We start from the raw sequence: 21,138 nt of genomic DNA, 5'->3' as shown, positions 1-21,138 counted from the left end.
AGGGCTTGAATCACAACCCACAGGCCAGGCATAGGCATGACAATCCACAGACTCCAGTTGGCGCACATCACCAAGCGCTACCCCTCGGTGGTCGCCAACAGCGATGTGTCGCTGACGGTGGCGCCGGGCGAGACCCACGCCGTCCTCGGCGAGAACGGCGCGGGCAAATCCACGCTGATGAAGATCATCTACGGCTCGGTCAAGCCGGACGAAGGCAGCGTGATGTTCAACGGCCAGCCCGTGAACGTGCGCAACCCGCAGGAAGCGCGGGCGCTGGGCATCAGCATGGTGTTCCAGCACTTCAGCCTCTTCGACACGCTTACCGTGGCCGAGAACGTCTGGCTCGGGCTCGACAAGAGCCTGACGCTCGCCGAAGTGGCCCGCCGCGTGCAGGCCAAGGCCGGCGAATATGGGCTGGACATCGACCCCTCGCGCCCGGTGCACACGCTTTCCGTTGGCGAGATGCAGCGCGTCGAAATCATCCGCGCGCTGCTCACCGACCCCAAGCTGCTGATCCTCGACGAACCGACGTCAGTGCTCACGCCGCAGGCGGTGCAGAAGCTGTTCGTCGTGCTCAAGCAACTGGCTTCCGAGGGCTGCAGCATCCTCTATATCAGCCACAAGCTGCATGAGATTCGCGAGCTGTGCACCGCGTGCACCGTGCTGCGCGGCGGCAAGGTCACCGGGGTGTGCAACCCGCAGAACGAATCGAACGAATCGCTCTCGCGCCTGATGATCGGCGCGGAGCCGCCGCCGCTCACGCACCGGCCGGTGCATGCCGGCGCGGTCGCGCTGCAGGTCAAGGGCCTGACGCTGGCGCGCGAGGACCAGTTCGGCGTGGATCTTGACGGCATCTCGCTCGACGTGCGCGCGGGCGAGGTCGTGGGGATCGCTGGCGTTTCCGGCAACGGCCAGAAAGAGCTGCTCTACGCGCTGTCGGGCGAGGACATTCGCGCGCAGGCCGGGATGATCGAGGTCTTCGGCAAGGCTGCGGCGCATTTCCGGCCCCGCCGCCGCCGTGCAATGGGCCTGCATTTCGTGCCTGAGGAACGACTCGGTCGCGGTGCGGTCCCGACGCTCGGTCTTGCGCACAACCTGCTCCTCACGCGCAGCAACGCGGTCGGCAAGGGCGGGTGGATTCGCACCCGCGCGCTGAACCAGCATGCCGCCGACATCATCAAACGCTTCAACGTGAAGGCCGGCGGACCGGGTGCTGCGGCGCGATCGCTCTCGGGCGGCAACCTGCAGAAATTCATCGTCGGCCGGGAGATCGACGCCAACCCGAAGATCTTCATCGTCTCGCAGCCGACCTGGGGCGTGGATGTAGGCGCGGCAGCACTGATCCGCGGCGAGATCCTCGCACTGCGCGACGCGGGCTGCGCGGTGCTGGTGGTCAGCGAGGAGCTCGATGAGCTGTTCGAGATCAGCGACCGCCTGTACGTGATTGCCAAGGGGCGGCTCTCGCCCTCGATCGACCGCGCCGCCGCCACGGTGCCGCAGATCGGCGAGTGGATGAGCGGCCTGTGGGACAAGTCGCGCCACGCCGCCACGGCAGCGCAGGAGGTGGCCCATGCTTAAGCTCGAACCCCGCCCGCAGTTGTCGCGCTTCTGGAGCTACGGCTCGCCGATCCTCGCGCTGCTCATCACGGTGCTGATCGGCATGGCGCTGTTCGCGGCGCTCGGCAAGGACCCGGTCAAGGGCCTGCTCGTCTTTTTCTGGGAGCCGATCAAGAGCGGTTATGCGCTCGGCGAACTGATGGTCAAGGCGACGCCGCTGCTCATCATCGCGCTCGGTCTCGCGGTGTGTTTCCGCGCCAACGTGTGGAACATCGGCGCCGAAGGGCAGTTCGTCTTCGGCGCGATCGCGGCCGGTGGCGTGGCGCTCCTGGCGGACAAGACCAGCAGTCAGCTGATCGTCGTCCCCATCCTGCTCGCGGGCATCCTGGGCGGCATGGTGTGGGCGGGCATCGTGGCCTTCCTGCGCGACAAGTTCAACGCCAACGAAATCCTCGTGAGCCTGATGCTGGTGTACGTCGCGACGCTGCTGCTCGGCTACATGGTCTACGGGCCGTGGAAAGACCCGCATGGCTACAACTTCCCGCAGACCAAGACCTTCGAGGCGGTGACGCAGATCCCGCGGCTGATGAAGGGTTCGCGGGTGAGCATCGGACTCGTCATCGCGCTGGTTGGCGCGGGTGCGTTGTGGGTGTTCCTGTTCCGTACGCGCGCGGGTTTCGCGCAGCAGGTCGGCGGGCTGGCGCCGGCGGCGGCGCGCTATGCCGGCTTCTCGGCCCGGCGCGCGGTGTGGATCGCACTGCTGACATCGGGCGGCGCGGCGGGCCTCGCCGGTGCGCTCGAAGTCGCGGGGCCGCTCGGGCAGCTCACGCCTTATGTGCCGGCGGGCTACGGCTTCGCCGCGATCATCGTGGCCTTCGTCGGGCGACTGCATCCGGTGGGGATGATCTTCTCGGCGGTGCTCATGAGCATGTTCTATATCGGCGGTGAACTGGCCCAGTCGCGGCTTGGGTTGCCGAAGTCGCTGACGGGTGTGTTCCAGGGGCTGCTGCTCTTCACGCTGCTGGCCTGCGACACGCTGATCGCCTATCGCATTCGGCGCAAGGCCGCGCCGAAGGCATTGCCGGTTTCGCCGGGAACGTCTTCGCTGCAAGCGAGCACGCCGCTCACAGCGCCGGTTGCGCGTCCCGCCACCACGGAAGGAGCTGCATGATGGAAAGCTACGCACTCCTTCTGGGGTCCACCCTGAGCGCCGGAACGGTGCTCGCGATTGCGGCGCTGGGCCTCCTGATCAACGAGAAGGCCGGCATCGTGAACCTTGGTGCCGAGGGCATGATGCTCTGCGCCGCCATCGCCGGCTTCGCGACGGTGGTCATCACGCACAACACGTGGCTCGGCTTCCTGGCCGGCATGGCGGCGGGCGCATTGCTCGCGGCCTTCTTCGGTGTGCTGGTGATCTGGCTCAACACCAACCAGTACGCCACCGGGCTCGCGCTGAGTCTCTTCGGCGTTGGGTTCTCGGCCTTCGCGGGCATCAACTTCGTGCAGGCCAAGCTGCCGGCAAGCACGTCGTACGCACTGCCGGTGCTCGGCGACATTCCGTTGGTCGGCCCCGCGCTGTTCCGCCATCACCCGATGGTGTATTTCGCGGTGCTGCTCACCTTCGGGCTGGTGTGGTTCCTCTATCGCACGCGGGCCGGACTGGTGCTGCGCTCGGTGGGCGAATCGCCGGAGTCCTCGCATGCGCTGGGGTACCCGGTGCGGCGCATCCGCTTCATGGCGGTCATTGCGGGCGGTGCGCTGTGCGGGCTTGCGGGCGCCTACCTGTCGACGGTCTACACGCCGCTGTGGGTGGAGGGCATGGTCGCGGGTCGGGGCTGGATCGCACTGGCGCTGACCACGTTCGCGACCTGGCGGCCGATCCGCGTACTGCTCGGGGCGTATCTGTTCGGCGGTGTCTCCATGCTCGGCTTTCACCTCCAGAGCACGGGTGTCCAGGTGCCCAGCCAGTTCCTGAGCATGCTGCAGTACATCGCGCCGATCGTGGTACTGGCGCTGATCTCGCGCAACCCCGCTTTCATCCGCGTCAACATGCCGGCTTCGATAGGAAAACCGTTCTACCCCGGCTCATAATCGCGTTTCGTTTTGTTTCGTCGCCAACCTGTCCTTTTGAGGATTTCAAACAATGACTGATCTGAACAAGCGCTCCCTGCTCAAGCTGGCCGCCCTGACCGCGGTGGCTTCGGCGGCCCTCATGGGCTGCAGCAAGAAGGAAGAGGCACCGGCACCGGCGGCAGCGCCCGCCGCTCCGGCGCCCACTGCGGCGGCTCCCGCGCCGGCTGGGCCGCTGAACATCGCCTTCGCCTATGTCGGCCCGGTGGGCGACGGCGGCTGGACCTTCGCGCATGACAACGGCCGCAAGGCGCTCGAGAAGGAATTCGGCGACAAGATCAAGACGACCTTCGTCGAGAGCGTGCCCGAAGGCGCCGACGCCGAGCGCGTGTTCCGCGACATGGTCAGCCAGGGCAACAAGCTGATCTTCGGCACCACCTTTGGCTACATGGAGCCGATGCTCAAGGTCGCAGCCGACAACAAGGACGTGAAGTTCGAGCATGCCACCGGCTACAAGACCGCCGAGAACATGCGCACCTACGACAGCCGCACCTACGAAGGCGCGTACATGGCCGGCATCATCGCTGGCTCGATGACCAAGTCCAACACGCTCGGCGTGGTCGGCTCCGTGCCGATCCCCGAAGTGCTGCGCAACATCAACAGCTTCACGCTGGGCGCGCAGTCGGTCAACCCGAAGATCACGACCAAGGTCGTGTGGGTCAACGAATGGTTCAGCCCGCCGAAGGAAACCGAAGCGGCCACCGCCCTCATCAACGGCGGCGCGGACGTTCTGTTCCAGAACACCGACTCGCCCGCCGTGCTCAAGACCGCGCAAGAAAAAGGCAAGCGCGCCTTCGGCTGGGATTCGGACATGACCGCCTACGGCCCGAAGGCTCACCTCGCCTCGGCCACGATCAACTGGGCCCCGTACTACATCAAGGCCACGCAGGACGTGCTCGACGGCAAGTGGACCACTGGCCAGAGCTGGTGGGGCGTGAAGGAAGGCGCAATCGATCTCGTCTCCATCGCTGAAGACGTGCCCGCCGAAGCCAAGGCCAAGGTCGACGAAGTCAAGAAGGGCCTGAAGGACGGCAGCTTCTCGATCTGGAAGGGCCCGATCCTCGGCCAGGACGGGAAGGAAGTCGTGGCTGCCGGTACGGTGGCCGACGACAAGTTCCTGACCGGCATCAACTTCTACGTCAAGGGCGTCGAAGGTTCGGTGCCCGGCGGCGAGAAGAAATAAGCTGGCAAGCCGCTAGATCGGCTTCCGTCAAACAAGGGGTTGCTCTCGGGAGCAACCCCTTTTTTCTTGGGCTCGACGATGGCAGGTCCGATCGCCTCGACAAACTGAACCCCGTCACCTAATCTTTCTGCGGGCGAACAACCACAGCCGATCCAACATGAAGGCGCTTGCCAAGCTAGCTGTCGCTGCCGCTCTTTCTTTCATGGGGTTCGCCCAGGCGCAAGTCCCGCCGCGATGGCCCGAACGTCCCATCCGACTTGTCGTTCCATATCCAGCAGGGCCTGGGTCGGCGGACACTATTGCCCGCGTCATCGGGGAGAAGCTGGAAACGGTGCTCGGACAACCGGTCATCGTCGAAAACAAGCCCGGTGCGAGCGGCAACATCAGCATTGACTACGTCGTGAAATCGCCTGCCGATGGCTACACGCTGCTTATCGGGCCGGTGGGACCGATCGCTATCAACCCGAGCATCTTCAATGATCTGAAGTTCGACACGGCGAAGGATCTTGCGCCGGTTTCGTTTGTCGGCAGCGAGAGCTTTGCGTTGGTTGCGGCCGCCAACGTTGGCGCAACAGATATCCGCAATCTGACAGAAAAGATCAAGGCGAAACCGGAGACCTTCAGCTGGGGCTCAAGTGGCGTCGGGTCGGGAACTCATCTGGCTGGCGAACTTTTCCAGCGTGCGCTAGGCGTCAAGCTCATTCACGTTCCCTATAAGGGAGGCACGCGGACGATCAACGACGTTGCTGCCGGCCTTCTATCGATCACGTTTACCAGCACGCCTATAGCCGCATCCTTTGCCGGGACGGGCAAGCTGACGATTCTGGCAACGACCGGTACTCGCCGTTCGGCATTGCTCCCAGCCATTCCGACAATGTCAGAAGCCGGCTATCCGGGCGTGCTCTTCATCTCATGGTATGGCGTCTTTGCGCCGGCCAACGTGCCTCCGCCCATCGTGGAGCGCCTCCATGCCGCAATCAACATTGCCTTGCAGGACCCGGAGGTTCGCGGAAGACTTGCGAGATACGACATTGCGACGAAGCCTATGAGCATCGATGAGTTCAAGGAATTCGTCGTGAGCGAAACGTCGCGACTCGGTGAAGTCGTTCGCGCGGCGAACATCAGGGTGCAGTGACCCGCTGGAGCGTTTCCTCAAACCGAGGGAATGCGGCTTCTATTCGCTCTAATAGCAGGGAAGCTGCCACCGAAAGCTTCCGTTCTTCCCGAATGATCAATGTGAGGTCCGTAGACACACGCCCTTGCAAGATCAACGGTCTGAAGAGCAGTTCGCCTTGAGCTAGATGGCCCATGATCCCGGAGGAGACGAACCCGATTCCCGCACCTGCGGCTACGAGCTCCCGGATCATCGCCACCGAATTGGTTTCGAGAGCAGGAGATACGCGCTCAGCACCATCGATGTTCATACGGTCCAACAAAGTGCGAAGCTCGCCACGAGTTGTATAGATCAACGGATAGCCCTTGCAGTCAGACAAACGGATCACCGGGTAGCCGGCCAGTGGGTGATCACGCGGCATGAGTACTCCGAACGGCAGCCTTACGCTTGCCACTTGCTTGATGCGCTCCCCCTTCTCTGGAGCGCCGCAGATGCCAATGTCACTGTCGCCACTCTTCACGCGAGCAATGATGTCTCGTGTGTTTCCTACGAAGAAGCTGTAGGTGATTCCCGGGTATTCCTTGATCAGCCCGGAAATGAGCGGGGGGAAGAAGTGCTCCGAGAGGGCCTGCAAGGTGCCGATGCTCACGTGACCTCGGCGAGCCTGCTGAAGCAGGTCGACTTCGGACAGCGCAACTGTGTAGTCGCGCTGCATTCTTCTCGCGACTTCATAAAGAACCTCTCCGGCGGCGGTCAGTCGCATGCCTCGTGGCAATCGCTCGAAAAGTTCGATTCCGAGCGACTCCTCGAATTCAAGAATGTGACGGTTGATCGCCGAAGGAGCGATATGCAGGGCTTCGGCAGCCTGCCGGATCGATCCCTGACGCGCGACCTCGATGAAGTACTTCAGAAGAGGAGCGAGCACCGTCGGCCTCCAGAAATCTGTACTCAAAACGAGAGCGCATCGTACAAAAAACAGCGCTTGTTGTGAACGGATGAGCAACCTAGTATGAGCCGCAAGATTTGTCATGTGCGCGGTCTGTCATGGAAAGTGTGAGTGGAGTTTTCGACGTTCTGATGGCCTTCGTCGACGTTGTCGATGCCGGGGGCTTCAGTGCCGCAAGCCGGCGCTTTGACATCCCGGTATCGCGCCTGAGTCGAAATGTCGCGGTGCTCGAACGTCAGCTCGGCGTGACCCTGCTGTCGCGCAACGCCCGCAGATTCCACGTCACCGAAGTCGGGCGGCGCATCCATGAGCAAGGGCTCTCGATGCGCGTGCTGGCCCAGAACGCGTTGGCCATCGCGCGGGAAAGTCTGGACGAGCCCGCAGGCGAACTGAGTGTTCAGTGGCCTGCGGCCTGGAGTGCAGGCCTCGTGGGGCGAGTTGCCAACGAATTCGTCAGCAAGTTTCCGCGCGCCGAGCTGAAGTTGCAGTTCACGACGGATGGGCATCCTTCCGTCCTCGATGACTCCGTCGATCTGTTGATCCAGCCGAGCTCCAAGCTGCTGCCGGACTCCAGCCTGGTGGCGCGCAAGCTGGCGGAATACCGCTATCTGCTCGCGGCATCGCCCGCGTTGCTCGAAACGCTACCGGACCTTTCGACGCCGCAGGGTCTCGCCGGCTGTCCGGTGATCGGCTGCCTGGCCAACTCGCCGCCCTACCGGTGGCAGTTGCACCATGCGGAGCATGGGGCGGTCGTCGTGGAGGTCGCTCCGCGTTTCTTCACCGACAACCTCACGCTCGCGCGGGAATCAGCACTGGCCGGCACCGGCATTGTTCAACTGCCTGCCACCCAATGCGCCGCGGAACTCAGGGCCGGCCGATTGCAAGTCGTGCTGCCTGGATGGGAACCGCCGGCCGTGGCAATCAATGCGATCTTTCATTCCCGTCGCGTGTTGACGGCTGCCGGCCGTGTCTTTCTCGACATGCTGTCGCAGGCCTTTGTCGCCCAGAGCGAAGCAACGGCCTGACCTCGCTCCGGCGGAGCATTACCATTCGAGCCACTATCGCCGCTCAATGATTGAGTGGCGTACTTGACTCGCGATGATCGAAAGACAACTCTGGCACCCGGTCGCTCTGGCCGGTGAAATCGCTGATGCGCCGCAGGCCGTCCGGCTCCTGGGAGAGGACCTCGTGCTCTGGCGCGATGGCGAGGGCGCAGTGCACGCCTGGGCAGACCGCTGCCCGCACCGTGGCGCGAAGCTGTCGCTCGGCCGCGTGGTCGAAGGCGAGGGCGGGCCGCAGCTCGAATGCCCGTACCACGGTTGGCGATTCGAGTCGGGCGGGCGATGCACGCACGTTCCGGCGCTGCCATCCTTCGTCCCGCCGGCCACGAACCGCGCGACGACCTATGCGGCCAACGAAGCAGGCGGACTCGTGTGGGTGCGTATCGCTGCGCCGGCCGAAACTGAGTCGCCGATACCAGTTTTCGCCGCCGAACTCGACACCGGCATGCGGAAGATCGACTGCGGCCCCTACGACGTGGAAACGAGCGCACCGCGCCTCGTCGAGAACTTCCTCGACATGGCCCACTTCGGCTTCGTCCACGAAGGCTGGCTCGGTGCGCGCGACATGGCGGTGATCGACGACTACCGCGTCGACCCCACTCCCAATGGCCTGCTCGCCACCGGCTGCAAGGCCTGGCAGCCGCAATCGACCGTCAACTCGACCGCCCCCGCGCAGGTCGAATACACCTACGAAGTCACCGCCCCCTACACCGCCGTGCTGACCAAGGTGCCCGATGCAGCGAGCGTCGGCATCGATGACTACCGCGAGTCCATCGCGCTCTACATCTGCCCGATGGAGCACGAGCGCTCTCGTGTCTGGTTTCGCTTCGCAACCTCGGACTTCGCGCGCGACGAAGCCTCGGTGCGCGCCTTTCAGGACACGATCTTCCTGCAGGACAAGCCCGTGCTCGAATCGCAAAACCCCAAGCGCGTACCGCTCGATCTTCGCGCCGAGCTCCATACCGTGGCCGACAAGGCTTCGTCTCTCTATCGCCGCCAACTCAAGGCGCGCGGCATCACCTTCGGAGTCTGCTGATGAACAACTTCTCCCGCACCGTCCCGCCCGTGGCGGCGGACCGTCTGCCCGACCTTTTGCGCGCGATGCCGAAGGCCGAGCTGCATATGCACATCGAAGGCTCGCTGGAGCCCGAGCTGATCTTCGCGCTGGCGAAGCGCAACGGCGTGTCGATCCCCTACGCCAATGTGGAAGAGCTGCGTCGCGCCTACGCCTTCACCAATCTCCAGACCTTCCTCGACATCTACTACGCGGGCGCGAGCGTGCTGCTCAAGGAGCAGGACTTCTACGACATGGCCTGGGCCTATCTTGAACGGGCGGCGGCCGACAACGTGGTGCGCACCGAGATGTTCTTCGACCCGCAGACGCACACCGAGCGCGGCGTGCCGATGCAGACCGTGATCGACGGCCTGCATCGCGCATGTGTCGATGCGAAGTCGAAGCTGGGCGTCGATGCCGAGCTGATCATGTGCTTCCTGCGTCACCTGAGCGAGGAAGATGCCTTCGCGACGCTCGAACAGGCGCTGCCGTTCCGCGACCGCTTCATCGGCGTGGGCCTCGATTCGAGCGAGCTGGGTCACCCGCCCGAGAAGTTCGCGCGTGTGTTCGCACGCTGCCGGGAGCTGGGATTCCATCTCGTCGCACACGCGGGCGAGGAAGGGCCGCCGGCCTACGTCTGGAGTGCGCTCGACGTGCTCAAGGTCGAGCGCATCGACCACGGCGTGCAAAGCACCAAGGACGCGGCGCTGATGAAGCGGCTCGCGCAGGACCGCATTCCGCTCACGGTGTGCCCGCTGTCGAATCTCAAGCTCTGCGTGTTCCCCGACCTGGGGCAGCACAACCTGCGCGAGCTGCTCGATGGCGGATTGGTCGCGACGGTCAACTCCGACGATCCGGCGTACTTCGGCGGCTACATGAACCGCAACTTCACCGAGACCTTCTCCGCCACCGGGCTCACTGCGCAGCACGCATGGCAGCTTGCGGCGAACAGTTTCGAGGGCAGCTTCACCGACGCTGCGACCAAGCGCGGCTATGTCGACCGGCTCAACGCGGTCTTCGACAGCTTCGCCTGAGGCCGCGATACGTTCGCGAGGAGCGGCAACGCGATCAACGAGCAGGCCGCCGCCGTGAACCACACCATCGGCCAGTCCCGCCATGCGAGGAGATGCGGGATTGACCATGGCGTGATGAAGCACACCACGAACACGCTGGTGTTGGCCATGCCGAGCGCAGTGCCGGCGCGCGCCGGACCCGAAAGGGTCGCAAGTTCGGTGTAGCCGACGCCGTGCCAGGCCGAGACGCACACGCCGCAGGCCAGCACCAGCAGGACCAGCAGCGTCTGCGTTGCAAGCGAGGCAACGGTGGCATCGCTGACGAAGTGCGTGGTGAGGCCGAGCGCCGCGAAGAGCACCGCGCTCAACACGCTACAGGCGCGCAGGTAAGCCGGCCGGTTCTGTCGCCGATCGGTCCAGCGGCCGCTCCACACGCGCATGGCCATCGCGCCGAGTTGCAGGCCGACCATCGTGGCGGTGATTGCCGCGAAGCCGACGTGGCCGAAGTCGTGGAGAAAGACAGTGCCGAACGAGATCACGGCGAACTGCGGCGCGCATAGGACACCGATGCCCATGACGATGCGCCACACCCGTGCGTCGCGCAGCGGCCCGCCGCCGGAAGGGGCGGCGACCGCAGGTGCGGCCTGTCGCGCAATCGGCGGCTCGTGGACCCAGCACCACGTCAACCAGGCACTCACCAGACAGAGGCCGGCGAGGAACGCATAGAGCGCCGTGAACCCGACATGCAGCGCGATCGCCGGCAGCAGTAGCGCACCGATGCCACCCCCGAGCGGCACCGCGGTTTGTCGGATGCTCATGGCGAGGCCGCGTTCACCTTCCGCGAACCAGCCCATCACGGCCCGGCCGCTCGCGCCGTTGACGCTACCGCCCAGCAGCCCGACGAGGAGCAGACCAGTGCCCAGCCAGACTGGACTGGGCACATGGCCCGATCGCGGCGCGGCCAGTAGCGCCATGGCAATCAGTGCAAGCGCGGTCGCACCGAGTCCTGTCAGCAGAACCGGGCGGTCGCCCCAGCGGTCGGTCAGCAGCCCCCAAGGCAATTCGCTCACCGCGATACCGAGGCCGATGAGACCGAGCATCAGGCCCAGCGTGGCGTTGTCGAGGCGGTAGCCGTCGCGCATCACCACGGCAGTCATCGGGATGCCGCTGAAGGCGACGGAGAAGGCGGCATTGGCTGCGACGCCAGCCGCGAGAACCTTCCAGCGGTGGCGGCGGGTGGAAAGGGACAGGCCTTGCATGGTGAGGCGCAGTGTCCGCCCGTGGCAATGTTTTGAAAATCAGAAAATAATCAACCTTCAGTTCAGAAAAACAGGACGATTCACCATGGCGCAGGTCTTGTTCGATCTCGACGTACTCCGCAGCTTTTCGACGGGCATGGCGCTCGGCAGCTATGCCCGTGCAGCCGACCGGCTGGGGCGCTCGACCTCGGCGGTCAGCGCCCAGCTCAAGAAGCTCGAATCGCAGGCGGGCACGCCCCTGTTCCGCCGAGCCGGCCGCGGCTTGCAGCTCACCGATGCAGGCGAGACGATGCTGGCCTACGCGCGCCGCATGCTGGAGATCAACGACGAAGCCGCTGCCGCGATGCGCGGGGCCGATCTGGAGGGTTGGGTGCGCCTTGGCGTGCAGGAGAACCTCGGCGAATCGGTGCTGCCGGCGGTGCTCGCACGGTTTTCGCGCGCGCATCCCAAGGTGCGCATCGAGGCCTGCATGGCGCGCAGTGTCGAGCTGCGCGAGCGGCTGCGTCTGGGTCAGCTCGACATCGCGCTGATCTGGGAGGTCAAGGGCGCGGTCGGTGTCGCCGAGTTGCCGAATCGCGAGCGATTGATCCGTCTGCCTTTGCAATGGGTCGGGCCCGCCGAGCCCGAGAGCCTCGACGCGCCGTGGTGGACCGAGCGTCGCCTGTCGGGGGTGGGCCGATCACACGAGCCACTGCCGCTGGTGCTGCTCGACGCATCGTGCCCGTTGCGGGCGACGGTGACGAACGCGCTCGATCGCGCTGGCATCCCATGGCGGCATGCCTTCACGAGTTCGAGTCTGTCGGCGCTGTGGGCCGCCACGTCGGCGGGGTTGGGCCTGTCGGCGCTGACGGCGTTCGGCCTGCCGGCTCATGTGCGTGCGCTTGACCCCGCACTCATCGGCCTGCCGTCGCTGCCGCCCATGACGCTGGCCATGTACCGCGCGCAGGCCGAGCCGGAGCCCCTTGTCGCGAGGCTGGCCGATCTGCTGCGGGACGCAGTGGCCGAGGGCAAGCGCGCCTTCTGACAGACAGCGCGCGCCCCGTTCAGGGTTGCGCGCCGTATTCGCAACAACAGGCGTCCGCGCTGTCGTCGTGCGCCAGCAGTTCGTCCCGGCCCTTCTGCGTGATCCCGAGGACCTGCGCCGGGCGTTGCAGGAGCAGCGCGATCGAAGGGTGATGCGCCGCCGGCACGAACGCCACGACCAGCCCGGCAGCGCGCAGGATCCTGACCCTGTCGATATCCGCGGTCTGCGTGAACGACATCGGCAGGGGCGAGCCGGCAATCCGGCGCAAGAGGTCGATGGCCATGTTCGTTTCCTTGCCGATGTTCGCTTGCACGTTCAGAGATCCTGCATGCCGAAGGCGGGGTCGCTCACCGTGTGGCGGCCGGTCTCGATGCGCCCCGCGAGGCGACGGTAGAAAGCCGGGTCCGAATCGCAGGTGACGGCGAAGTCGTACCAGTAGCCCTCGTCCTCGGTCTCCCAGTGCAGCTCGGCTTCGTCGCCGCCCTTGACGCGCACCACCCATGGCCCGTCGTGGCGGTAGGCCTTGGCCTTCACGGTGAACACGCAGGCCTTCTCGCCGTCGTTGCGCAGCTTCAGGTAAAGCCGTCCGCTTTTCGCGTGATAGCCCGTGCGGATCTCCGGATCGGACGCATTGCCGGCGCGCAGCTTGTTGAGGTCGCCCTTGAAGTGCCGGTGCCAGCCGTTGGGGCCGAGCAGCCAGAGGTCGTACAGGCCGGCGTTGTCGGTCATCGCGGCCCAGGTGTCTTCGAGCTTCTCGCGCGGCTCGACCATGTAGCGATGCGGCAGCCGGTCAAGGTGCAGCTTGTCGTAGACGTGGAACACGGCGCCCGCGTCGCCGGTGTTGGCGAAGACGAGTTTCACGCGGCCCTGGCGTGCATCGGCGCGCATGCTGGCATGCAGCTCGTAGGGCAGGGCGCGCGAGGGCCGCGTGCCGGTAGCCTGCTGCGGCAGCATCGGATTGGCCGGCGGGGTGATCTTCGCGAGCTTCTCCTGGTCTGCACGCAGAGCGTCCGCCTGGTCGCGCGTCTTGCGGCCCGCGAGCGTCGGCAGCACTTCGTCATTGGGCCGCTCGAAGTTGAAGGCGCTGGTGAGGTCACCGCACACTGCACGGCGATAGCGACCGATGTTGGGCTCCTTGACGCCGAAGCGCTGTTCGAGAAAGCGGATCACTGACGTGTGGTCGAACACCTGCGAGTTGACCCAGCCGCCGCGGCTCCACGGCGAGATCACGTACATCGGCACGCGCACGCCCGGCCCGTAGACGCGGCCGTCCGGCTGGGGCTGACCGGTGGTGCCGGGCGGGTTCGGATGGTTGAAGCGCTCGAAGGCGATATCGGCCTCGGGCAGCGTGGTCTTGCCGGCCGGCGTGCCGTCGGCATTGATCGACGGTGCGGAAGGCGACGGGTGATGGTCGAAGTAGCCGTCGTTCTCGTCGAAGTTGACGATCAGCACGGTCTTGCTCCACACCTCGGGCACGGCGGTGAGTGCATCCAGCGTCTCCTGGATGTACCAGGCGCCCTGCACCGGGCTCGACGGGCCGGGGTGCTCCGAATAGGTGGCGCCGGCGATGAGCCATGACACCTGCGGCAGCTTGCCGTTCTTCACGTCCTGGCGGAAGCGCTCGAAATAGGTTTCGGGATTGTTGAAGTCACCCGGCATCGTGTTGGCGATGCCCTTGTAGAGCGGGTTGCCGACATCGTCGCTGGCCGGGTCGTAGGCCGGAGAGAGTGCGTCGTTGCTCACCGGCTTGCCCGAGGCTTCGTTGGCCTTTCGGTACTGCCGGAAGCCTGCGAGCGGGTTGTCGCCGAAGTTGTCGGGCATGTTCTGGTAGACCATCCAGCTCACCTTGGCGGCCTGAAGGCGCTCGGGGTAGGTCTTCCAGTCGTAGCCGAGCGTGGAGGCGTCGATCGAGTCCCATTCGTTGTTCACCGTGGCAACGCCGGCGCCGGTCGGGCCGTTGGTGCCGGTCCACAGGAACATGCGGTTCGAGTTGGTGCCGGTGTGCATCGAGCAGTGGTACGCGTCGCACAGCGTGAAGGCATTCGCCAGCGCGAACTGGAAGGGCAGCTCGGCTTCCTTGAAGTAGCCCATCGAGGCCGCGGTCTTGTAGCGAGGCCATTGCTCGATGCGGCCACCGTCCCATGCGTTCTGACCGTCGGCCCAGCTGTGGGGCGTGCCGCTGAAGCGCTGCGCGTTGCCCTTGCTGCTGTCAAGGTAGTAAGGCAGTACCGGGTTGCCGGTGGCGTCGTTCTGCTGCCAGACGCTGCGGCCCTGCGGCAGCGGAATCGTGAAGCGGTCACCGAAGCCGCGCACCCCGCGCAGCGTGCCGAAATAGTGGTCGAAAGACCGGTTCTCCTGCATCAGGATCACGACGTGCTCGACGTCGCGGATGGTGCCCGTCTTGTTGTGCGCGGGAATCGCGAGTGCGCGGCGGATGCTCGGCGGAAACGCGCCGAGCGTGGCAGCGGCGATGCCGGCGGAGGCGGAACCCTGGATGAAGCGGCGGCGCGAGGTCATGGGAGCTCCTTGTCGTGTGGTTGGTCTGAGCGCCGCAAGACTAGGGAGAGGCCATGACACCGCCATGAACCGGGGATGACCTCCAGGCGACGTGGGCGTGACACGCTTTGCCGCCCCGCTAGAGTGACCCGGGTAAAATTCCGGCCCGGCGCTGGTGCCCCCCAGCGCCGAATTTCGTTTCCGGGGCCATGTAGAGGAACACCATGTACAAAAACCTCGCAGCCGCGCTTGCGGCCGCCTGTTTTTTCCTTCCCGCTTTTTCCCAACCCGCACCGAAGGCCGATCCGCTGAAGATCGGCTTCGTCTACGTCACGCCCGTCACCGATGCCGGCTGGACGCGCCAGCATGACGAGGGCCGCAAGGCTGTCGAGGTCGCGCTGCCCGGCAAGGTGAAGACCACGTTCGTCGAGAACGTGGCCGAAGGCGCCGATGCCGAGCGCGTGATCCGCGATCTCGCGCAGCAGGGCAACAAGCTCATTTTCACGACCAGCTTCGGCTACATGGAGCCGACGATGAAGGTGGCGCGCGACTTCCCTGACGTGAAGTTCGAGTCGATCACCGGCTACAAGACCGCGCCCAATGTCGCGATCGCGAACGCGCGCTACTACGAGGGCCGTTACCTCGCAGGCGTCGCGGCCGGACGCATGTCGAAGACCCATGTCGCGGGTTACGTCGCGGGCTTCCCGATCCCCGAGGTGCTGCAGGGCATCAACGCCTTCACGCTGGGCATGCGTTCGGTCGACCCGAAGGCGCAGGTCAAGGTGGTGTGGCTCGACGAGTGGTTCAATCCGCCGAAGGAGCGTGACGCCGCGATGGCGCTGTTCAACCAGGACGTCGACGTGATCGCCTTCCACACCGGCTCGACCGCCGTGATGACCGCGGCGCAGGAGCGCGGCAAGCTTGCGATTGCCTACCACTCCGACATGCGCAAGGTCGCGCCCGACGCGCAGCTCGTCGCGGTGACGCACCACTGGGGCGACTACTACACCCAGCGCGCGAAGGCCGTGCTCGATGGCACCTGGAAGAGCGGCAACCTCTGGGGCGGCGTGAAGGAAGGGATGATCCGCGTCGGCGATTTCGGATCGAAGGTGCCCAAACAGGTGCAAGACGAAGTGATCGCTCGCCAGAAGGACATTGCCAGCGGCAAGCTCAAGCCCTTCCAGGCCGTCGCGGCCGACGTGCGCGACAACGAGGGCCATGTCGTCATCGCCAAGGGCCAGTCGCTCGCCGACGAGCAGATCCTCAATATGAACTGGCTGGTCGAAGGCGTGCAGGGCCGCGTGGCGCGCAAGACGCCCTGAGGCGCTTCAGCCGTACTGCGGGTCAGTGCACGAAGCCGCTCTCGCGGTGGAAGTAGGCCCCTTCGGGGTCCAGATCCTTGACCTTCTTCGCTGGCTGGCCGGCGTACACCGCGTATTCCTCGGTGTGCGCCTTGTTCAGCAGTGATCCCGCGCCGAGGACGGTGCGGTCCGGCAGCACGGCGCCGCCCAGCACGGTGACGCGGGTGCCGATGAGGCAGTACGAACCGATGCGGATCGGCTTGCAGTCCTGGCGGTTCTCGTGGGTATCGATGCCGTGGGTGATGAGCTGCGAGCCGTAGCCCGCAACGGTGGTAAAGGCACCGATCTCGATCCGGTCGGTGCAATCGATGATGTGCTGCTTCGTGATCGATGAATGGTCACCCAGCAAGAGCGACGGATCGCGCTCCGTGCGATGAGTGAAATGCTCGCCGTGCCGGGGGTGGCCGGTAACCCAGTTGGATCGCCCGATGTACGAATGCGCGCCGCATTCCATCCGGTCCAGGTGGACGGCAACCGTGAAATGGTCGATGTGCGCGTGCTCACCCATGACCAGTTCGCCCGGAAAAACGTAGGCCAGGCCGATGCGCGCGCCGTCGGCGAACTTGTAGCCCCAGAAGCGTCGCAATATCCAGCGCTTGATCTTCCAGGGCAGCAAGACGACGCCGAGCGCCAGCAGCCGCTTCATGAGGCGCGCGCCCCTCGTTCGCTAATGACGCGCTGGTAGGCGGCCTTGTAGTTGCTCGCCATTTGCGATGCGCTGTAGTGGGCGGCGTTTTCCAGGCCCAGGCGGCGCATCTCGCCGAGGCGTGGCGCGGCGGCTTCCATGGCGGTGGCCATGGCAGACGGGTCATGCGGATCGACATACACCGCGCCTTCCCCGCCGATCTCGTTCATTGGCGCGAGGTCAGATGTGAAGACCGGGCAACCGCAGGCCTGCGCCTCGATGATCGGCCAGCCGAAACCTTCCTGGAGCGAGGGGAAGAGCAGCGCGGTCGCGCTGGCATAGAGCGCGCGCAGCTCCTCGTGGGATACCTTCTGCACGGCCTTGATCCGGTCTGCCACGCCGTGCTTTTGCGCCAACTCCGCCATCTCGGGCGACAGATCGGGCCCGACGAAGAGAAGGCGGTCCGCCATCGGCGGGTGCCCTGCAGCCGCAGCGCGCTCCTGCAATGCGATGAAGGCTTCGAGGACGCCCCCGCGGTTCTTGCGGGCCATGTCCCAGCCGACGTGGATGAGGTATTTGTCCTGCGGCGAGATTCCGAAGCGCGAGATGAGCCTCTGGGCCTCGTCGGGCGCCACCGGCGCGAAGTTGTCGTTCAGGCCGTTGAGGACCGTCGTGACATGGCGTTCTTCCGCAAGGCCCATGGAGAGCAGTTCGCGGCGCGTCATGGCCGACACGCATGCCACCAGATCGGCGCGGCCCAGGCCCTTGGAGATCAGCCGCTGGAACTGCCGCCCGGTCCAGCCGACGTTCCAGCCTTCGATCATTCCGTGCGCGGCCTGCACGGCGATCACGTCATGGCAGGTGATCACGTTGGGCTTGGATTCCACCCACGGGATGTACATGCTGTTGGAGTGGTCGGCCACGTGCACCACATCGGCCCAGCGCAATTGCCGCTTCAGCATGGGGATGAACAGGACGAACTTGTCGATGTAGCCGAGCCACTTCCACCAGCGCGAGGTGACCTCCCCGTGCAGTACCCGCTTCGGCGGGGAGACCACGCGGAGGTCGCAGCCGACACGGGGCATTTCCCGCTCCAGCATGCGGCCGAAGGCGATCATGCTCGTCTGGCCGTCGGGCATGTAGTTCGCGATCAGAAGGACTTTCATCTTGCAGTGGCGCTCTTGGCGGCGTCGCGTGAATCAATCGTCGGAGCGTACCATCGGCCACGGCGGCGACGTGTCAGCCATATGGCACTCATATAAGGCCCATATGCGCAAGCACATCGTGTACCCGCATTGCTGACTTACCCTCCGTGCCCATGCAAGCGTACCGTGCCTCTCTTCTGCGATTCGATCCCGCCGGCCAGCCGGTGTATGACGAGGACGGCCTTCTCGTAGTCGGCCCCGATGCCGCCGGTCGGCAGCGGGTGCAGGATGCAGGCGCCTACGCCGCGGTCGCCGCCCGCCATCCACAGGTGCCGGTTACGCATTGGCCGGGGCGCATCGTCGCGCCGGGCTTCGTGGACATGCACATCCACTATCCGCAGACGGACATCATCGGCGCGCCGGCCGATGGCCTGCTTCCCTGGCTCGAGAACTACACCTTTCCGGCTGAAACCCGCTTTGCCGACCCCGCCCATTCGGCCGAAGTGGCGGAGTTCTTCCTTGATGAGTTGATGCGCAACGGGGTCACGACCTCGCTGACCTTCGCGACCTCGCACCCCCAGTCGGTCGATGCCTTCTTCGAGGCGGCGCAGCGTCGCCGTTTGCGCATGATCACCGGCAAGGTGCTTCAGGATCGTCATTCGCCCGACGGTGTACGCGACGTTGCTGAACAGAGTCTGATCGACTCCGAGGCTCTCATCCGCAAGTGGCACAACGTCGACCGTCTCGGCTATGCGATCACCCCGCGCTTCGCGCCCACCAGCACCGATGCGCAGTTGCGCGGCGCGGGCGAACTCGCGGCGAAGTACGCGGACACCTGGATTCACTCGCACGTGGCGGAGAACAAGGACGAAGTGCGCTGGGCGCGCGAGCTCTTCCCTCATGCGCGGTCGTACCTCGACGTGTATGCGGGCTTCGGCCTGATGCGCGAGCGCGCGGTCTACGCACACTGCATCCACTTCGATGACGACGACCGCCGGCTCATGCGCGAGACCGGCACCGCAACGGCGGTGAGTCCGACCAGCAACCTCTTCCTCGGCAGCGGATTCTTCGACTTCGAGGGCGCCGACCGCATCGGCTACCAGTACGGTCTTGCAAGCGACGTGGGCGGCGGCACCAGCTTCAGTCCGTTCACCACGATGATGGCCGCCTACTACGCCGGCCGCGAAGGGCAGACCAAGCCGGGTATCAGCATCCCGCCTTCGCAGCTTTGGTGGCGCCACACCGCCGGGGCGGCGCGTGCGCTGGGGCTGGAAGGCGTGATCGGCAACCTGCAGCCGGGCTGCGAGGCCGATTTCGTGGTCATCAACCCGAAGGCCACGCCGCTGCTGGCACGCAAGACTTCGTTGGCCGCGAATCTGGAAGAACTGCTGTTCGCGATGATCGTGCTGGGCGATGACCGCCTGATCGAGCGCACCGTGATCTCCGAGGCGCTGGCGACCTGAATCCGGCCGACCCCGCTGGGTGCCTAGAATAGCGGCCCGAAAAAGAGGACCTGCCATGAGCATCAAGAGCGACAAGTGGATCCGGCGCATGGCCGAGAAGAACGGAATGATCGAGCCCTTCGAGCCCGGCCAGATCCGCGAGCAGGACGGCCACAAGATCATCAGCTACGGCACCTCCAGCTACGGCTACGACATCCGGTGTGCACCCGAATTCAAGGTGTTCACCAACATCCACAGCACGGTGGTCGACCCCAAGAACTTCGACGAGAAGAGCTTCGTCGACTTCCACGGCGACAGCTGCATCATCCCGCCCAACAGCTTCGCGCTCGCGCGCACGGTCGAATACTTCCGCATCCCGCGCAACGTGCTGACGATCTGCCTGGGCAAGAGCACCTATGCGCGCTGCGGGATCATCGTCAACGTCACGCCCTTCGAGCCCGAGTGGGAGGGCTACGTGACCCTCGAATTCAGCAACACCACGCCGCTGCCCGCCAAGATCTACGCGGGCGAGGGCTGCGCGCAGGTGCTTTTCTTCGAGAGTGACGAAGTCTGCGAAACCAGCTACAAGGACCGCGGCGGCAAGTACCAGGGCCAGCGCGGAGTGACCCTGCCGAAGGCGTGAGCCTACAGCCGAAGGATTCGCCAGCGCGTACCATCGTGCCGGCGCCGCGAGAACCGCGGTCAAGGAGCGCGTCATGAGATGGGAAGGCAACGAACAGTCCGACAACGTCGAAGACCGGCGTGACGATGGCGGGGGAGGCGGCGGGTTCGGCTTTCCCGTCGGCGGACGCGGAATCGGCATCGGGACCGTGGCGGTCGCGCTGATCGCCGGCTGGATCTTCGGCATCAACCCCCTCACGGTGCTCGGCCTGCTCAGCGGTGGCGAGCCCGCACCGCAGGTGCAGCAGCAAGGCCCGGCACACAAGCCTCCTGCGAACGACCAGGAGGCAGCTTTCGTCTCCACCGTGCTGAAGAACACCGAGGTGGTGTGGAGTGACATCTTCCGCCAGAACGGTGGCACCTACACCCCGCCCAAGCTGGTGCTGTTCCGTGGCGCGACGCCCACCGCCTGCGGCACCGGCGAGTCCGCGATGGGGCCGTTCTACTGCCCTGGGGACAAGAAGGTCTATATCGACCTCGGCTTCTACGAAACGCTCCGGAACCAGCTCGGCGCTCCCGGTGTGTTCGCGCAGGCATACGTGATCGCGCACGAGATCGGCCACCACGTGCAGGACGAGCTCGGCATCACGGCCAAGGTCGACCAGATGCGCGGCCGGCTGAGCCAGACCCAGAACAACGCGGTCAGCGTCCGCGTCGAGCTGCAGGCCGATTGCCTGGCGGGCGTCTGGGCCCACCATTCGCAGCAATCCAAGCAATGGCTGGACCCGGGCGACATCGAATCCGCCATGAACGCCGCCCAGAAGATCGGCGACGACGCCCTCCAGCGCTCCGCTGGCCGCGCGGTGGTGCCGGACAGCTTCACGCACGGCACCAGCGCCCAGCGCCAGCGGTGGTTCTCCACCGGTTTCAAGAGCGGCGACTTGAGAGACTGCGACACGTTTGCTGCGCGGGGTCTCTAACCCCCAGCCTCGCGCACTTCGTGTCGCTCTGACACCCCCTTTCAGGGGGCAATCCCGGCGGCCCGGCGAAGCCGGTTCCGCGGGATTCCCCGCTGGGCGGAATCCCCCGGAGGGGCTTGGGATTAGG

The 21,138-nt window shown here is 65.3% G+C and carries 19 protein-coding genes; 13 read left to right on the top strand and 6 right to left on the bottom strand.

All coding sequences use genetic code 11. The annotated features are described in order from the left end of the window. Positions 1-36 precede the first annotated feature (36 nt). From FHW64_RS17975 to FHW64_RS17955, 5 genes are all read left to right on the top strand, one after another. Positions 37-1,578 (top strand): ABC transporter ATP-binding protein, encoded by a 1,542-nt coding sequence (locus FHW64_RS17975; RefSeq protein ID WP_184528638.1) that lies wholly within the window; start codon positions 37-39, stop codon positions 1,576-1,578. Next, positions 1,571-2,728, top strand: a complete 1,158-nt coding sequence (locus FHW64_RS17970) for an ABC transporter permease (RefSeq protein WP_184528636.1) — start codon at positions 1,571-1,573, stop codon at positions 2,726-2,728. Before FHW64_RS17975 ends, FHW64_RS17970 begins: the two co-directional genes overlap by 8 nt. Further along, a complete protein-coding gene (locus tag FHW64_RS17965; protein ID WP_184528634.1) occupies positions 2,728-3,648 on the top strand; it encodes an ABC transporter permease in 921 nt (306 codons plus the stop codon). Before FHW64_RS17970 ends, FHW64_RS17965 begins: the two co-directional genes overlap by 1 nt. A gap of 52 nt (positions 3,649-3,700) precedes the next feature. Continuing rightward, a complete protein-coding gene (locus tag FHW64_RS17960) occupies positions 3,701-4,870 on the top strand; it encodes a BMP family ABC transporter substrate-binding protein (protein ID WP_184528632.1) in 1,170 nt (389 codons plus the stop codon). A 157-nt stretch (positions 4,871-5,027) separates the two neighbouring features. Next, positions 5,028-6,005 carry a tripartite tricarboxylate transporter substrate binding protein gene (locus tag FHW64_RS17955; protein WP_184528630.1) on the top strand — a complete coding sequence of 326 codons (978 nt, stop codon included), beginning with the start codon at positions 5,028-5,030 and terminating at the stop codon, positions 6,003-6,005. Here the strand turns inward: FHW64_RS17955 and FHW64_RS17950 are convergent. Further along, a complete protein-coding gene (locus FHW64_RS17950; protein WP_184528628.1) occupies positions 5,992-6,909 on the bottom strand; it encodes a LysR family transcriptional regulator in 918 nt (305 codons plus the stop codon). The two genes, FHW64_RS17955 and FHW64_RS17950, sit on opposite strands and share 14 nt — an antisense overlap. 152 nt (positions 6,910-7,061) lie before the next feature. Here FHW64_RS17950 and FHW64_RS17945 point away from each other — a divergent pair, with 152 nt between their 5' ends. The 3 genes from FHW64_RS17945 to FHW64_RS17935 all read left to right on the top strand — a co-directional run bounded on the left by FHW64_RS17945 (position 7,062) and on the right by FHW64_RS17935 (position 10,079). Beyond that, a complete protein-coding gene (locus FHW64_RS17945; RefSeq protein WP_260305274.1) occupies positions 7,062-7,955 on the top strand; it encodes a LysR substrate-binding domain-containing protein in 894 nt (297 codons plus the stop codon). Between the two features lie 73 nt (positions 7,956-8,028). Beyond that, positions 8,029-9,027: an aromatic ring-hydroxylating dioxygenase subunit alpha gene (locus tag FHW64_RS17940; protein WP_184528624.1), complete on the top strand. Its 999-nt coding sequence runs from the start codon at positions 8,029-8,031 to the stop codon at positions 9,025-9,027. After that, a complete protein-coding gene (locus FHW64_RS17935) occupies positions 9,027-10,079 on the top strand; it encodes an adenosine deaminase (RefSeq protein WP_184528622.1) in 1,053 nt (350 codons plus the stop codon). Before FHW64_RS17940 ends, FHW64_RS17935 begins: the two co-directional genes overlap by 1 nt. Here FHW64_RS17935 and FHW64_RS17930 read toward each other — a convergent pair. Beyond that, positions 10,037-11,317: an MFS transporter gene (locus FHW64_RS17930; RefSeq protein ID WP_184528621.1), complete on the bottom strand. Its 1,281-nt coding sequence runs from the start codon at positions 11,315-11,317 to the stop codon at positions 10,037-10,039. The genes FHW64_RS17935 and FHW64_RS17930 overlap by 43 nt on opposite strands. Before the next feature lie 85 nt (positions 11,318-11,402). On the opposite strand from FHW64_RS17930, the gene FHW64_RS17925 reads away from it, so the two are divergent. Then, positions 11,403-12,341, top strand: coding sequence for a LysR substrate-binding domain-containing protein (locus FHW64_RS17925; protein ID WP_184528619.1), 939 nt, complete (start codon positions 11,403-11,405; stop codon positions 12,339-12,341). A gap of 19 nt (positions 12,342-12,360) precedes the next feature. On the opposite strand, the gene FHW64_RS17920 is transcribed toward FHW64_RS17925, so the two are convergent. Continuing rightward, entirely contained in the window at positions 12,361-12,654 is a 294-nt protein-coding gene (locus tag FHW64_RS17920; RefSeq protein WP_221220711.1) for a hypothetical protein, read from the bottom strand. Between the two features lie 2 nt (positions 12,655-12,656). Continuing rightward, positions 12,657-14,858, bottom strand: coding sequence for a phosphocholine-specific phospholipase C (locus tag FHW64_RS17915; RefSeq protein ID WP_184528615.1), 2,202 nt, complete (start codon positions 14,856-14,858; stop codon positions 12,657-12,659). A 203-nt stretch (positions 14,859-15,061) separates the two neighbouring features. On the opposite strand from FHW64_RS17915, the gene FHW64_RS17910 reads away from it, so the two are divergent. Beyond that, positions 15,062-16,159 carry a BMP family ABC transporter substrate-binding protein gene (locus FHW64_RS17910; protein ID WP_184528613.1) on the top strand — a complete coding sequence of 366 codons (1,098 nt, stop codon included), beginning with the start codon at positions 15,062-15,064 and terminating at the stop codon, positions 16,157-16,159. A gap of 22 nt (positions 16,160-16,181) precedes the next feature. Here the strand turns inward: FHW64_RS17910 and FHW64_RS17905 are convergent, their stop codons facing one another. Both FHW64_RS17905 and FHW64_RS17900 read right to left on the bottom strand, forming a co-directional pair. Further along, positions 16,182-16,844, bottom strand: a complete 663-nt coding sequence (locus FHW64_RS17905; protein WP_184528611.1) for an acyltransferase — start codon at positions 16,842-16,844, stop codon at positions 16,182-16,184. Continuing rightward, positions 16,841-17,989, bottom strand: coding sequence for a glycosyltransferase family 1 protein (locus tag FHW64_RS17900; RefSeq protein WP_184528609.1), 1,149 nt, complete (start codon positions 17,987-17,989; stop codon positions 16,841-16,843). The genes FHW64_RS17905 and FHW64_RS17900 overlap by 4 nt, the downstream gene beginning before the upstream one ends. 152 nt (positions 17,990-18,141) lie before the next feature. Here FHW64_RS17900 and guaD point away from each other — a divergent pair, with 152 nt between their 5' ends. The 3 genes from guaD (at position 18,142) to FHW64_RS17885 (ending at position 21,011) form a co-directional block, all read left to right on the top strand. Further along, complete coding sequence (gene guaD, locus FHW64_RS17895) at positions 18,142-19,431, top strand: guanine deaminase (RefSeq protein WP_184528607.1); 1,290 nt, start codon at positions 18,142-18,144, stop codon at positions 19,429-19,431. Between the two features lie 55 nt (positions 19,432-19,486). After that, positions 19,487-20,053, top strand: coding sequence for a dCTP deaminase (dcd, locus tag FHW64_RS17890; protein WP_093161157.1), 567 nt, complete (start codon positions 19,487-19,489; stop codon positions 20,051-20,053). Positions 20,054-20,126: 73 nt separating this feature from the next. After that, positions 20,127-21,011, top strand: coding sequence for a neutral zinc metallopeptidase (locus FHW64_RS17885; protein ID WP_184528606.1), 885 nt, complete (start codon positions 20,127-20,129; stop codon positions 21,009-21,011). The last annotated feature ends 127 nt before the right edge of the window (positions 21,012-21,138 follow it).

It is taken from the genome of Variovorax sp. Sphag1AA, from assembly GCF_014192575.1.
Classification (GTDB): Bacteria; Pseudomonadota; Gammaproteobacteria; order Burkholderiales; family Burkholderiaceae_C; genus Variovorax.
Note: the sequence above shows the minus strand (reverse complement) of the source record. Positions and strands in the feature narration are given on the sequence as shown.